This window comes from Candidatus Dependentiae bacterium (assembly GCA_020431705.1).
Lineage (GTDB): Bacteria > Babelota > Babeliae > Babelales > Vermiphilaceae > JAGQHQ01.
In genome coordinates, this window is sequence record JAGQHQ010000004.1 from 23,035 (window position 1) to 37,279 (window position 14,245).

Here is a 14,245-nt window from a genome sequence, read left to right on the forward strand (position 1 = left end):
ATAGTATATCTTACTGTATTTTTTATAAGGAGCATAGGTTATGGCGCCCATAAGGATCGCCCATTTTTCTCCCGCACGAATTTTATTATTGTCAGTGATTACCACAATTATAATCGGTGCCCTGATTCTTTCATTGCCCATATGCCGCAAAGTATACATGGCCCCGATAGACTTGCTGTTTACCTCAACAGCAGTTACCTGTGTAGCTGGTTTTTTAACGGTATCCCTAACTGATTTTACCACTGTTGGTCACACAGTCATTTTGATACTTATGCAGATTGGCGGACTAGGTATTGTAACGTTGACACTTTTTCTAATGTCTCTTTTTCTCAGACTTAATTTCAGCACTCAGCTCATGGCTGGACAATTACTCGACCTAGACTCATGGAAAAATATTAAAAACGTTATCTTTTTTATTATGGGTTTTACCCTTTTGCTAGAGCTTATCAGCGCAGTGTCTATTTTTTATGTCATTCGTAATGATTATTCATTGGGGCGCGCCCTCTTTTTATCTGCTTTTCATGCAGCCTCTGGTTTTTGCCATGCCGGCTTTTCATTATTCCCAAATAATTTTGCACTCTATAAAGAATCTCCATTAATGCTTATCCCCATGACTTTGGTCATTTTTGCGAGTAGTTTAGGTTTTCTGGCATGGTACGAAATTATACGCGGGCTACGCCAATGGCGAAAAAAAAAACGATTTGTTATTTCACTACATACAAAACTAGTACTTTTCATTTCTTTTACACTGGTCTTTTTAGGCACTACTCTTTTTCTACTTGTAGAATACAAAAATACACTCAGTGGTTTATCACCCTTTATAAGCTCGATTAATGCTTTATTTAATATAGTAGCCTCTCGCGGTACTGGTTTTACTACCGTTAATGTAGCAAATTTACACAATGCAAGCCTTTTTCTTTTTATGGTACTAACTTTTATCGGATCTTCTCCCGGATCACCCGGTTCTGGAATTAAAACCACCACGTTTGCCGTATTTTTTTCTACAGTTAAGTCGGCAATTGCAAGTAGACCTTCTGTTTCTTTGTACGGAAGAAAAATTGCCAAAGATCAAGTGGATCGTGCGCTTTCTATTATTGCTCTCAGCCTTGCATGGCTCCTTATCGCTATGTTCTTATTATTGCTAACAGACTCAGATAAACCATTTATAGATATGTTATTTGAACTTCTTTCCGCATTTGGTACTCTCGGCCTTTCAACTGGCATTACCCAAAATCTCTCTTATTGGGGCAAACATATTATCATCACAACGATGGTGCTTGGTCGTGTTGGTAGTCTAGCCTTTTTTTTAGCATTGTTCAGTATTCCACGAAAAACTGAATTTACCTATCCTGAAGAACGAATAATGCTCGGATAAACTCAATTTTTTCGCTATACTAAAGCTTATTATGATTACAGTACATAAACTATGCCTTGAATTTGGCACACAAAAAATTTTCGATAATGTTTCATTTAACATAGATCAAAACCAACGAATCGGTTTAGTTGGTCGTAATGGCTCTGGTAAATCAACTCTCCTTAAGCTAATTGCTGGATATAGCCAAGCAGATAGTGGCACCATTGCCAAAGCAAAAAACAAAACAATTGCCTACTTACCACAAGAAGTAGTATTAAATTCAGATAAAACTATTTTACAAGAAACATTCAGCACATTTGAAACTATTTTTACCATACAAGAAGAAGCTAAGAAACTTGAACCATTGCTTGAAAAGCATGGTGCTAATGCTGATCAAAAAATCATTGATCGTTATATTGAAATTCAAGAACAACTTGCAGAATTTGATCCTAATAAGGCATTGGCTGAGACAAAAAAAATTTTGATGGGATTGTGTTTTACCCAAGAACAATTTGATAAACCAATAAACAGTTTGAGCGTTGGCTGGAAAATGCGTGTGGTACTTGCAAAACTTTTGCTTAAAAAAGCTGATTTTTATTTGTTCGACGAACCAACTAATCACTTGGATATTGTTGCTAAAGATTGGTTTCTAGAATTTTTACAACAAGTAGACTTTGGTTTTATGATTGTATGCCATGAGCGCTATGTACTTGACAAACTTACAGATACTATTCTTGAACTTGAAATGGGCAAAGGTAGCTTCTATACAGGTAACTTTTCAAAATATGAAAAAGAAAAAGAACAGCGTCTAGAATTACTCAAAAAATCACATAAACAACAACAAGAAGAAATTAAGCGTAAGATGCGTACCATCGAGCGATTTCGTGCAAAATCAAGCAAAGCGGCAATGGCACAAAGTATGCTCAAAGCCGTAGAAAAAATTGAGCTAATTATTTTACCACCAGAACTAAAAACAATGGTATTTAAATTTCCGCCAGTCCAACGTGCTGGTAGAATTGTTCTCAGAGTTAAAAATATTGCTCATACATTTAATGATAAAAAAATTTTTCAAAATGTTAGTTTTGATGTAGAACGCGGTCAAAAAATTGCCATAGTTGCACCTAATGGTATTGGTAAAACCACCCTCTTCAATTTGATTGTTAATAAGCTTCCTCTTCAAACTGGCAGCATAGAATTAGGTCACAACGTAAAAACGGCTATATTTGATCAGGATCAAACGAAAGCACTTAATCTTAATGCAACTATACTTGAAAACATAGAAGATCGCTGTCCGCCCGAATCTAGAAACAATGTACGAGGTTTCTTGGGTGCGTTCTTGTTTAGTGGCGATGATGTAGAGAAAAAAGTAGGTTTTTTGAGTGGTGGAGAAAAAAATCGCGTAGGTATGGTCAATGTACTCCTTCAAAATGCAAATGTTCTTTTACTTGATGAACCCACTAACCACTTAGACATTCCATCAAAAGAAACTCTCCTCAATGCGCTCAATCAATATCCTGGAACACTACTTTTTGTCTCTCACAATCACGATTTTATTAATAAATTAGCTACGCATATTATTGAGCTGAGCAAAAGTGGTACTGTTGTATATGAGGGCAATTACGAAGAATATTTGTATCAAAAAAATATGTGTACAAAAAGTCAAAAAAACAACGCTATGGGTTATGGCTCAACCGAGCAAAAACAAAAACCAGACAATGTTAATACAGCAATAAAGAAAGAAAATAACAAAAAACTTTTATCTAAAGAAGAGCTCAAGAAAATCAGTGCACTCGAACGAAAAATAGAAAAACTCGAAAAAGAAATTGATACTGTTGGGTATAGCTTTGCTAACCTTGCATACGGCACAAAAAAGTTTGCTGATACACAACAAAAATTAAAAAAACTTAAACAAGATCTCAAAGTTACAATGGATGAATGGGAAAGTCTGCATCGATAGATTTAATAGTGAAAGTGCCGACACTAAAGCCGGCACAAATTGTTCGCTGTTATACAAGTGATTTTATTAATATATTAATCTTCATCCTCATCTTCGTAATCCCAATCATCATATTCGTCATCATCCCAATCATCATCTTCATCTTCATCTTCATCTTCAGACCGGGTTTTTGATTTCTTTTTCTGTGATGGGCCAAAGTCATCATCATCTTCATCGTCATACGCTGCATGTAATACAGCCGCACTTAATGTACTCAACAACTGTAGCAACTTAAGCTCTATTAAATCAAATAATTCACTTGTTTGTAATAACACAAGCATGGCTCATCCTCACCATAGGGTTTATGTACTATGTCAGAAACTATGATAATCATTTCTTTGTATTTGGTAAACATTTTTTTACAAAATATCTTTTTAATTCTGCAAAACGTGTAAAAACAAGCGTATTTTATAAATTCAGTAGTTGCCTTTCCAACTACCCAATATCTCTAAAAATCCTCTTAACAGAGGCCAAAGAACCAACCAAAGAGCTTGCCTCATATGGTAGTATAATCATTTTATCATCTTTACCCTCAGTCATTTTTGGAAGTGCTTTGATGTATTCAGTTGCAATCATATATGGCAACGGATCACCTTGTGGTACTGCACTTTGAATAACCTTAATTGCTTGCGCTTCCGCTTCGGCTATTTTTAAACGTGCAAGCGCCTCTCCTTCTGCACGGGCAATTTTTGCCTCAGCATCACCTCGTGCACGTTGTACATGTGATTCACGTTCACCTTCAGCACGCAAGATTGCAGAGCGCTTATTACCCTCAGCTTCAAGAATAATCGCACGCCTATCTCGCTCAGCACGCATTTGTTTTTCCATTGCTTGGCGAATATCAGCTGGCGGATTGACCTCCTGCAGTTCAACACGGTTAACTTTAACACCCCATTTATCAGTTGCTTCATCTAAAATCAAACGAAGCTTCTCATTAATCTCATCACGAGATACCAATGTTTCATCCAAATCCATTGAACCAACAACGTTACGTAGCGTTGTTTGTGTTAATTTTTCTATTGCTTCTGGTAAATTATTTACTTCATAAATAGCAGATTTTGGATCAGTAATTTGATAATACAGCAATGCATTAATTTCCATCGTCACGTTATCCTTAGTAATAACGTTTTGCTTTGGAAAATCATACACCGATTCACGTAAATCAATACGATTAAACGTTTTGGTAAAACGATAGTATCGTTTGCGTTCCACCTCTTCTACATAACTCCACACAACATTACGTGCATTATCAATGAATGGCACAACGAAATGCAATCCAGGCCCAAGAGTACGGCTATATTTGCCCAAACGCTCTATCAAAATAATTTCTGCTTGTCTAACCAAAAAAACTGAACGGACAGCAAACAAAAATAAAAAAATTACACTCACTGAGAAAAATATACTAAATCCAACAGGCAATAACGTAAATATCATGATTATCCTTTCAGTTTCTTAACAATAAGGTGTACGCCCCTGATATCAATAATTTCTACTGCGCTATTTTTTTCAATGATTTGATTGTTGTATGATTGCGCCGACCATACCTGCCCACGCACCTTTACCTGACCTGAAAAATCTTGTTCAATTTTTTTTATGACATAACCACGTTTGCCCTGCAATGCGTAAACATTTGTCGGAAATACATGACGAGGTATCATTTGTTTCTTTACCCAATAACGCAAAAAAACAAATGAGCCACTAGTTACACATAAAAACACGATCGTTTGAACGAAAAACGAAAGTAAAAATAAGCTTGCAACTGCGCTACCCAATGCACCAGCAAAAAATGAGATAAAAAAGAAAAATCCTGGGCTTCCCATTTCCATAATCAGAAAAAAAAGCGCTATGACAAGCCAGCCATAAAAAAATTGATCAAACATTGAGCACTCCTGTCCTCATTCAAATACTTAACGGACAAAATAGTGTAGAATAAATAGCCCCAAGTCACATTAAACTGAAAGGCCGAACAAAACGCCTGCATAAAAAATTTTACATGAATAGAAAATTTTGAAAAGAGTTAAGAAAAGTCATTTCTCAGAAAAAAAGCATTCGCAGGACAAGAAAAAGCGCAAAGAACATTATGCAAGCAGTGCGCTTTATTTCAAACAATCCTTAGTAACAACTCAAACAAGTTCTGATAATATATTTTTTATATCTATATTAATACAGATAGAAGCACCCCTATCCCTGTAAACACGCACTAGGAGCAACAATTGAGTATATGCCAAAATAGGCAATATATTTTTATTTATTGACATTTATTTCTATCTGTGCAAAATTACACATACGAAACACGATAAAAGGGATTATTATGAAAACTAACATACACTATATTTTCTTACTCGGCTCTGTTCTCCTTGCACTCAATAGTATTACAACATGCGCACCAAAAGATAAAACTAGACAAAAAGAAAAAAGAGCTAGAATAAAATTAGAAAACAAAATATTAAAGGTTAAAGAAAATAGGGTGGCGATAAAGCTTGGATATGCAAAAAGAATTCGTTTAATAAACATAGAAGCTGGTGAATTTAAAGAAGAAGATTCTCTCAATGGCCCGCTATTAAATGGTAGTGAAGAGAGAGAAAAAGAGTTTTTATATAACAGATTTACTCTGACTGAAAGAAGAAACCCAACTGCAAGGTGGATACTTTTTGGTCTTTATAAAGAATCAGAGAAAGAGGAAATAGAAATGTGTAAGGAAGAACAAGAATACAAGAAATTTTTAGATAAAAACCAGAAATGGATAGACAATAAAATTAATGAAATAAAACAAGAACGAGAAAGAGATAGAAATATAAAAATAGCGCTTATGTACCCCTTATTTATAATAATGAAGCTGAAAAGCTATTCATTTTTCTAATTAACCCATCACTAAAAAAGGCATGTCATACATATATCTATAAATGTTGCTGTTTATAGAACGTGTTTTGCTACATGAAGTGTGTATGGCCCGAGCAGTATTCAGGCAAGAGCGTAGTAATCAAGCAAAGTAGTGCTTTATCAATCTAACAAACAATATGAGGAATATCATATGAATTTCAACAAAATAACTTTGTTGTCACTATCTTTACTTAGTACACTCTCACATGCCATGTAAGAAAAGAATACCACAGAATCTTCATATAATAAAGTACTTGAAGGATCTGGCGAGTATACCATTATTCCGAGAAAAACATTGAGCAACCATAATTTCTATAGCGATATAACAGATAAAACTCTTTGTTTCGCATTTCATGTACTCAAAACAGGTTGGATTCCTGAACATGCCGAAGATAAACTTACTCTACCAGAAGATGCTACTAAACCAAAAAAGAAGCTTTTATCTATAGATGATACACAACATTTTATTGTGAAGCGCATTCATGACTATTACGTTAAAAGACACAAAAAGAATGATAGAAGGAAAATCAATAAAGTAATCAGTAACAGCTTGCTCATCATTGATAACAAGAAAGTTAGGAACAATACAATTAATAAAAATAATAATGATCAAAACATACCTACTAAACTTTCTGCATGCGCTAATATGTTTACTAATCGTACAAAGAATTACTTAGATCATCACTTATCATCAAAATGGCCAAGACAACACGTTATTGAAGTTGGTAATCAACTTATTTCATGTGTACAGCTTGCAGTTGCTGGAGATACAGCAACATTCTCTAAAAAAGAGGTTGATGGTGTATACAGTAAAAACAGAATCCTAAAGCAGAAGAAAGCGAATTTAAAAGCTGAGATTGCAGATAGTCGAAATCAAATTGCACAACAACAAGCTCTTATTGATGCTGCAAACAAAAAAGCTAGAAACCGTGGCGCAGCGCTTCTTTTAACTGCGGGTGCAGCTGGTGCTGCTAGTGGTGCAGTATATTTAGGTGTTCAAAAAGGATATATAAATATCACTATAAATACTGAAAAAATAGCTGAAGATTCACCTGAATGGCTTGCTAATATCATCAACAAGAAATAACAATATTCCCTGTTATCGGGGTTAGTATGGTTGAATCCTGGAGTGTATACTCATACTCCAGGATTCAATACATACACTATCGTTTATACTATTTTTTATTCTTCTTATCTGATCTTCTTTTTAGCAACCGGCTTTTTATTATTATTTTTTTTAGAAATAGGCTCATTATGCTCTATCTTGAAGCAATATCTAAAAGAACACAAGAACAACATATACGATGGAAAGAAAATATAAAAAGATGAGTAGGCTTAGGCAAAAGGTGATATGTTGGAACTGTTTTTATATTCAATTTTGATTAGCTTGTTCTTTCCATTTCCATGTTTAAGCAATCATAGTTTAAGCAATCACATAAAAAACGTAGGTAGAGAGTCAGTATACTTGCATTACCATCTCTGATAATGCAAGGAGCTTTATGGTGTAACAGCCGAAACCGTTAGATCATAAAGGCTACTTCCCCCTACCTACTTTCATAATATCGAAACGTACGATATAATTGCAACAGTTTTTAATGTTTTTATTTATCTTTTTTTATTTTTTTCCAATACAAGCCATCAATCATCTTTTGCATCAAAAAAGACCTTTTATTTTTGAGGATTTTGAGCTATAAAAATCCATACATTATAATTATCAAAAGCTATACGTTATAATGAGGGTATGAAGAATATTAGTAGTAAAAAGTTTTTTTTATGTATAAGTACTATTTTAACCTGCTTGACCGGTTGTAATCCCTATAAAAATATGATCAAGAAAAAGGTGATCATAAAAAAACAAAGCTTATTTAATACAATAGAGCAAGAAAAAAAAGAAAAAATACCAATCATTACTATATGGATTCATGGCACACGGCCATCAATAAGAGCATTAAAAATTCTACATAAACTTGCTCAAAAACCTGCACGCATTTTGGGAATTAAAAAATTACCCTATTTTCATTCAGTACCAGGACTTAAGCACATTTCAGAAGTTGATCCACAATATCGTTTGCGTAGGCATATGGAAATATTAACAATCAATAATCCTGATACCTATCCACGAGAACACGCATATATTTTTGGCTGGTCAGGAAAATTAAGTTTTACTGAACGAGAAAAAGAAGCACGCAACTTGTATCATGCATTACAAAACATTTCAATTAAATATAAAAATACATACAACACACAACCAATAATACGAATCATTGCACACAGCCATGGTGGAAACGTCGCACTCAATCTGGCAAAAATACATAAACAAGAAAATGCGTTTGCTCTGTATGTTGATGAACTTATCTTACTTGGATGTCCAGTACAAAAAGAAACGGCATATTATACAGCAGATCCTATCTTTAAAAAAATTTATTCTTTGTACTCACACAGCGATATTATTCAAATCATTGACCCACAAGGATTATATAGCCGAGGACGACCATTTTTTTCTAAACGACGATTTCCCTTCCACGAAAAAATGAAGCAGGTATATACAACATTTAATGGTCGCCCAATGCTTCATTTGAGTTTCATAATAGATAAATTTATTAAAAATTTACCTGCAATCATACAAAAAATTAATAATTGGTACGAAACAAAGCCAATTCAAAAATATGAAATCAGAAAACTGAGAATATTTATTCAATAAGAAAAAACTAGCTTAAAAATATTTACATATAGCTATTTGTATATATAATTACTTTTCAAGGTGTATCAACATCCATATTTTCTAGATACGTTCACAATTTTTTTCTTTAAGGAAAACTTATGAATTCTAAAAAACAATTATCGCTATTTATTTGGCTTTCCATTGCATCCACTATTTTTTCTGCTTCACTCGCAATGGAAGAAGGACCACCTACAAAATATAATCTTGTCTGTAAATCTAAAAAACACCGTACAAGTAATATAGTACACGATGCTAGTACTGCTAAATGGAATAAAAAGAAAAAAAAAGAGCTTAAGATCTATCGTAAAAATGGTGGCAAAGATGCAGATCTTTATCAACCAAATTCACTTTTTGCTGAAATATTAAAACAATTTCCATATAAGAATATAGGGCAAAAAGTTAACCTCAACAATATTAGGCTTAATAATTTGATAGATTTTGAAAATCTCCTTGATACAATGATTCTTAAAAAACAAATTGTACCAAATAATAATTTATTACAAAAAGCGCTCATAATTGCAAATTCACTTTCAGTAGGATCAGAAGAAACATATATTTTGCTAAACAAACCACAAAATATTACTCAATTATGTCAAGCAGCTGGCAATATAGTTCTATCGCATGCTCTAAGTAGTATAAGCACTCAAGATGCTATTAATTTTTTGGATAAAACAAAGACATTTTTTACTATACAACTAAAGAAAAATCCATTTTTATCCGGTGTATTTTTAAATAACATTTCTTGCATAGTTACAAGTGCCGGACCAAGAAAAATATTATCCAATATAATACAAAAAAATTATGGATTACAATTTAATAACACAGAAATTGCTAAGTTAAAAACAAGCGAATATCTGAAGTGGAATAAAATATGTAACGAATGGGATAAAAAATATGGAACTATAAAAAAAATATCATATCATACAACAAATAGTATGTTTTCCTTATTCCCTGCACTTGCGATCGGACCATTAATGATAATGACATTTAGACACTACACGCAAATAACAAATAACAAACCTAATAGTAATATTGGTAGTATTATTACTGGAACATCATATTTCATTTTGTCAATAGCGTGTGCCCTAATGACATATGAATCAATAACTGATAAAGAAATACCATTCACAACAAAAAAATTGACCGATTACCCACGGAAGCCAATCTTAAGAGCAATATCTCATATACATCACCAAGATCATACTGCACAAAGCTATACAGATTTAACAATAAATCAGAGATTATGTACATTTGCTGCTTTTAATATTAGTTATTTAATCATCCTATCTCTAGTGAATAATATAAAATATAAATGATAATTTAATTTATATATCTAGATGCCATTAAAAAAGACACTAACGCAATAAGCACTAGTGTCTTTTTTCGCTTATCTCAAAAATCATCTACCATTCACTAAGTTATTATCTTTCTATCTGTTTTTGATTCTTTAGTAAGCATCATTTTTACTTTCTGTACAATCGCACCTGCATTAATCTTCATCAAAGCAAGTAATTCTTCTGGCTTACCTGAGCGTGGTAATTCAGTTACTGCTAAACATTCGATATGAATATTAGTATTACGTAATACATATGTAATTGCTTGCCCTAAGCCACTCTCAAGATAATGGTCTTCTATTGTAATGACTTTTTTACCTGATTTATTAGCAATATCAATAATTGTTTGTATATCAAGTGGTTTAATTGAATATAAATCAATTACTGATGCTACAATACTATCACCAATTAATAATTTATAAGCCTTGAGCGCTTCATGTAGTGTAACACCAGCTCCAATCAAGCAAATATCATCACTTTCACTTTGTTTAACAACCTTGCAACCTCCAATAGGAAAATTATCTGAACTATCATATAATACTGGTGTTGCCATCCGTGTTGTACGTAGATAACTAATACCTTGATTATATTCACCCATCTCTCCAATCAATTTATGTGTACTTATTGCATCAGATGGATATAAAACAACCGAGCCCGGTAGCGCTCGCATTAATGCAATATCTTCCAGTCCCATTTGTGATGGTCCATCTTGCCCAATAGAAATCCCAGCATGTGAACCAACTAAACGCAAACTTGAATTCCCAATAGCTGCCATACGAATTTGATCGTACGCACGGGAAAAAAATGATGCAAATGTAGAAATAAATGGTATTTTACCTCTTCGCTCCATACCAACACCCATACTCACCATATTCTGTTCTGCAATAAAACATTGCACAAAACGATCTGGGTGTCTTTCTTCGAAAATATCTGTAAATGTAGAATTCTTTACTTCAGCATCAAGACACACAACACTTTTACACTCATCACCCAAATCAGCGAGTGCTTTCCCATACGCCTTGCGTGTTGGTACCATATCACCAAACTTGTATAGTGGATCTGGTATTTCTACACCAATACACTGTTGTGGATCTGATACATCAGCAGAAACTTCTGGTACTTTTGGTTTCCAATCAAAGTTTTTTTCATCAAATACCGCTGAATCTGGGTATTTCTCTGCCAACTCTTGCAAAACTTCATTAACTTCTTCTTTCTCAAATGCTTTGCCATGAAAACCTATTTTGTCTTCGACACGCGTGATTGGGTGACCTTTAAATGTTTTGGCAATAATTACCGTTGGATGATCTTTATGTTCACGGGCCTTTTGCAGTGCTTTAACAATATGATGCATATCGTGTCCATCAATAACAAGAGTATGCCATCCAAATGCTTTAAATTTTTCTTCATATCTGTGTACATGATGTTCATGTATCGTCGGTGCACTTTGGCCCAAACGATTACAATCAACAATCGCTATTAAGTTATCTAATTTATAATAGTGTACAAGCTCAGCGGCTTCCCATATAGACCCTTCAGCAATTTCACCATCACCAAGTAATACATAAGTACGAAAGGCACGTTTATCAATTTTAGCACTAAGCGCCATGCCAGCACCAATTGATAATCCCATCCCTAATGAACCAGTTGCCGCTTCTGCATATTTGAAGCGTAATGTTGGATGCCCTTCAATCGGTGAATCAATATTTCGATAAGTATATAAATCACTTTCACTGATTACACCAACCTCTTTCCATGCTGCATATAACAATGGAGACGCATGGCCTTTTGATAAGACAAAACGATCATTATCTGGGTTATCAAAATTATGCGGATCATAATGCATCGCATCAAAAAAAATAGCAGCAGTCACATCTGCTGCAGACAAACACGTTGTTGGATGCCCCGAACCAGCCTTAGAAGTCATTATTAATGAATACATGCGTAACTTATATGCTTTGTATTCTAAAAAATCCTTTAGGTTATTTTCTGATTTCATTATGTTTCTTTCTCAGTTTTTGTCTTTTTTGATACAGTTAAATACGCTAGAAACGCCCCGTGAACTATAAATATTTGTTGTATAACATGCTGCTTAAATTCGTTTGAGTAAGGAGCTTGCGCAAAAGATCGTAATATCTCAACACTAGTATCAATTTGTGTATAAAGCACTTCTTTATTTTTATTATCAGGCATTTTTATTACATAGTTTGTTAGACCCAAAAGACTTAATAGCGTGTCCCGTAAAAATGCTGTTTTTATGTGGTTACCGGTCGTCTTTCCAAGTAACGCATGTACAGCTTTTATTGTAAAATCATTTATATTTTCTGTTTTTGTTATGTCATAAGGCAAAGACTGTAACAAATTCTCTTGCTCAAAAGTATTTTGATTTTGATCACTATCTATTAAATTACCAACAAATTCACTATCTCTATTATTCTGTTCCTCCATTGTAAAAGATAAACCATTAACACCCAATAATAGAAACGCAACTATTAATTTTTTCATACTACCTCTTAAAACAACTAAAATAGTGTTGTCAGATAGGCTATAATGCATAAAGAGTAAGTCAAGACAAAACATTACACGCTCAGAAACAGCATTATTAGTTATCGAAAAAAGTAAGTAATCTGTAGTAAGCTACTAAGTATTTGCTATTTTTTGTTTTCTTTTCTACCGCGCCAGTTTTCACAGCGTGCCCATGAGATAATTTTAGAGATGTTGGAAGCACCACGAGACATCGCTCTTTTGCTTGACTCCATTGTTCTTTTCCAATATTGACGAACTTTTTTATTATCAAAAATTGTTTTCATAATACACTCCTTTGCCTATTATGAACATTTTAATAGAAATAATAAGAAAAAATCAACGCTATAAAGGGACTTTTGTATATAAAAAATATATACTAGCAAATATGAATCATACCAAAATAAACCCTTTGACCCTCTGGATCGTACGTTTTGTACAAATTCAGCTTTTTATGACACTCATTTCTTTTCCGATTTTGGTTTGCTGGGGTATTCCCCTTTCAATGCTATCTCTACTAGGCAATCTCATTTTCAGCCCTGTTCTAACAATTTTTTTACTACTGTGTTCTCTTATATTTTTTGGAGAACTTATTGGACTACCAACTAGCTTGCTTATTCGATTTTTGGAGTATATGAGCTCATGGTGGTGTTGGTTGTTAGAGTGGCCCAGCAATCGCTTTATATTCGGTTTTCCTAAACCTCCACTTTATATACTTGCATTGATACCAATATGCATTCTGATAACATTATTCAATAAACAAACTCGGACACTCTTCATCAGTACAATAATTTTTGCAATATTATTATTTTTAACACTTTTATTTTGTAGTTTTTACAAAAAAGACAGGTGCCATACTATAGAAGTACCATGCAATAACGGCCATGTTACACTCATCAACACCAAAAAAAAGTTAGTTCTTGTAGATCCCGGCGTTATTGGTCAACGAATTTCTTCATGCTCTTGGATTGAGTATACACTTATTCCACATATCATCAAAACTACGGGTAAAACAAGAATTAACCATATCATTTTACTGCAACCAAATAAAGTTACCTTTGATGCAATTGCACTTTTGTGCACGAAAATAGAAGTAAAAAAAATATATATGCCACTATGGGAAGGAAGTATGAAAAAAACAGGATTGATAAGCTTTTTTGATTTAAAAAAAGCTATTAAAAATAACAACGTAATTCGTATTACCCAAAAACCACTATCATTTATACTAGACAACAATAGTTCAGTTATAATTGAACCCTTAGAACAGAAAATTAAAAAAAAAGAAATCAATTATCAAGCATGCAAAGTTACCTGGTGGCTAAAAAATAATGCTAAGAACATAAAAAGTCTATACTCAACTGCATACAAACAACCAAAGCTCTTGCAAACTTGATAATCAACAATAAGCTGAGGTAATATGGGGCGATTCCTCTATTTAT

Annotated in this window: 13 protein-coding genes; 7 read left to right on the top strand and 6 right to left on the bottom strand. The window is 33.5% G+C overall.

Annotated elements, in window-relative coordinates:
* Window positions 1-40: 40 nt before the first annotated feature.
* Together KC460_01905 and KC460_01910 are read left to right on the top strand one after the other, a co-directional pair.
* Window positions 41-1,375 (top strand): hypothetical protein, encoded by a 1,335-nt coding sequence (locus KC460_01905; GenBank protein MCA9770101.1) that lies wholly within the window; start codon window positions 41-43, stop codon window positions 1,373-1,375.
* A gap of 31 nt (window positions 1,376-1,406) precedes the next feature.
* Window positions 1,407-3,311: an ABC-F family ATP-binding cassette domain-containing protein gene (locus tag KC460_01910; GenBank protein MCA9770102.1), complete on the top strand. Its 1,905-nt coding sequence runs from the start codon at window positions 1,407-1,409 to the stop codon at window positions 3,309-3,311.
* A gap of 74 nt (window positions 3,312-3,385) precedes the next feature.
* Here the strand turns inward: KC460_01910 and KC460_01915 are convergent, their stop codons facing one another.
* The 3 genes from KC460_01915 to KC460_01925 all read right to left on the bottom strand — a co-directional run bounded on the left by KC460_01915 (window position 3,386) and on the right by KC460_01925 (window position 5,230).
* Window positions 3,386-3,631, bottom strand: a complete 246-nt coding sequence (locus KC460_01915) for a hypothetical protein (protein ID MCA9770103.1) — start codon at window positions 3,629-3,631, stop codon at window positions 3,386-3,388.
* 154 nt (window positions 3,632-3,785) lie between these two features.
* Window positions 3,786-4,784, bottom strand: coding sequence for an SPFH/Band 7/PHB domain protein (locus KC460_01920; protein ID MCA9770104.1), 999 nt, complete (start codon window positions 4,782-4,784; stop codon window positions 3,786-3,788).
* A gap of 2 nt (window positions 4,785-4,786) precedes the next feature.
* A complete protein-coding gene (locus KC460_01925) occupies window positions 4,787-5,230 on the bottom strand; it encodes an NfeD family protein (protein ID MCA9770105.1) in 444 nt (147 codons plus the stop codon).
* 431 nt (window positions 5,231-5,661) lie between these two features.
* Here KC460_01925 and KC460_01930 point away from each other — a divergent pair, with 431 nt between their 5' ends.
* The 4 genes from KC460_01930 (at window position 5,662) to KC460_01945 (ending at window position 10,268) form a co-directional block, all read left to right on the top strand.
* Window positions 5,662-6,210 carry a hypothetical protein gene (locus tag KC460_01930; protein MCA9770106.1) on the top strand — a complete coding sequence of 183 codons (549 nt, stop codon included), beginning with the start codon at window positions 5,662-5,664 and terminating at the stop codon, window positions 6,208-6,210.
* Between the two features lie 315 nt (window positions 6,211-6,525).
* Complete coding sequence (locus tag KC460_01935; GenBank protein ID MCA9770107.1) at window positions 6,526-7,317, top strand: hypothetical protein; 792 nt, start codon at window positions 6,526-6,528, stop codon at window positions 7,315-7,317.
* A 654-nt stretch (window positions 7,318-7,971) separates the two neighbouring features.
* The gene (locus KC460_01940; protein ID MCA9770108.1) at window positions 7,972-8,931 is read left to right on the top strand and encodes a hypothetical protein; all 960 of its coding nucleotides are present in this window, start codon (window positions 7,972-7,974) and stop codon (window positions 8,929-8,931) included.
* Between the two features lie 119 nt (window positions 8,932-9,050).
* Window positions 9,051-10,268 carry a hypothetical protein gene (locus KC460_01945; GenBank protein ID MCA9770109.1) on the top strand — a complete coding sequence of 406 codons (1,218 nt, stop codon included), beginning with the start codon at window positions 9,051-9,053 and terminating at the stop codon, window positions 10,266-10,268.
* Between the two features lie 97 nt (window positions 10,269-10,365).
* Here the strand turns inward: KC460_01945 and KC460_01950 are convergent, their stop codons facing one another.
* From KC460_01950 to KC460_01960, 3 genes are all read right to left on the bottom strand, one after another.
* Window positions 10,366-12,282: a transketolase gene (locus KC460_01950; protein MCA9770110.1), complete on the bottom strand. Its 1,917-nt coding sequence runs from the start codon at window positions 12,280-12,282 to the stop codon at window positions 10,366-10,368.
* The gene (locus tag KC460_01955) at window positions 12,282-12,788 is read right to left on the bottom strand and encodes a hypothetical protein (GenBank protein ID MCA9770111.1); all 507 of its coding nucleotides are present in this window, start codon (window positions 12,786-12,788) and stop codon (window positions 12,282-12,284) included. The genes KC460_01950 and KC460_01955 overlap by 1 nt, the downstream gene beginning before the upstream one ends.
* A gap of 146 nt (window positions 12,789-12,934) precedes the next feature.
* The gene (locus KC460_01960) at window positions 12,935-13,093 is read right to left on the bottom strand and encodes a hypothetical protein (GenBank protein MCA9770112.1); all 159 of its coding nucleotides are present in this window, start codon (window positions 13,091-13,093) and stop codon (window positions 12,935-12,937) included.
* 101 nt (window positions 13,094-13,194) lie between these two features.
* Here KC460_01960 and KC460_01965 point away from each other — a divergent pair, with 101 nt between their 5' ends.
* Window positions 13,195-14,199, top strand: a complete 1,005-nt coding sequence (locus tag KC460_01965) for a hypothetical protein (GenBank protein MCA9770113.1) — start codon at window positions 13,195-13,197, stop codon at window positions 14,197-14,199.
* Window positions 14,200-14,245 lie beyond the last annotated feature (46 nt).

Bases quoted from the DNA above. Each gene is read 5' to 3' on its own strand.
- KC460_01905 (MCA9770101.1), top strand. From the start codon at position 41: ATGGCGCCCATAAGGATCGCCCATTTTTCTCCCGCACGAATTTTATTA.
- KC460_01910 (MCA9770102.1), top strand. From the start codon at position 1,407: ATGATTACAGTACATAAACTATGCCTTGAATTTGGCACACAAAAAATT.
- KC460_01915 (MCA9770103.1), bottom strand. From the start codon at position 3,631: ATGCTTGTGTTATTACAAACAAGTGAATTATTTGATTTAATAGAGCTT.
- KC460_01920 (MCA9770104.1), bottom strand. From the start codon at position 4,784: ATGATATTTACGTTATTGCCTGTTGGATTTAGTATATTTTTCTCAGTG.
- KC460_01925 (MCA9770105.1), bottom strand. From the start codon at position 5,230: ATGTTTGATCAATTTTTTTATGGCTGGCTTGTCATAGCGCTTTTTTTT.
- KC460_01930 (MCA9770106.1), top strand. From the start codon at position 5,662: ATGAAAACTAACATACACTATATTTTCTTACTCGGCTCTGTTCTCCTT.
- KC460_01940 (MCA9770108.1), top strand. From the start codon at position 7,972: ATGAAGAATATTAGTAGTAAAAAGTTTTTTTTATGTATAAGTACTATT.
- KC460_01945 (MCA9770109.1), top strand. From the start codon at position 9,051: ATGAATTCTAAAAAACAATTATCGCTATTTATTTGGCTTTCCATTGCA.
- KC460_01950 (MCA9770110.1), bottom strand. From the start codon at position 12,282: ATGAAATCAGAAAATAACCTAAAGGATTTTTTAGAATACAAAGCATAT.
- KC460_01955 (MCA9770111.1), bottom strand. From the start codon at position 12,788: ATGAAAAAATTAATAGTTGCGTTTCTATTATTGGGTGTTAATGGTTTA.
- KC460_01960 (MCA9770112.1), bottom strand. From the start codon at position 13,093: ATGAAAACAATTTTTGATAATAAAAAAGTTCGTCAATATTGGAAAAGA.
- KC460_01965 (MCA9770113.1), top strand. From the start codon at position 13,195: ATGAATCATACCAAAATAAACCCTTTGACCCTCTGGATCGTACGTTTT.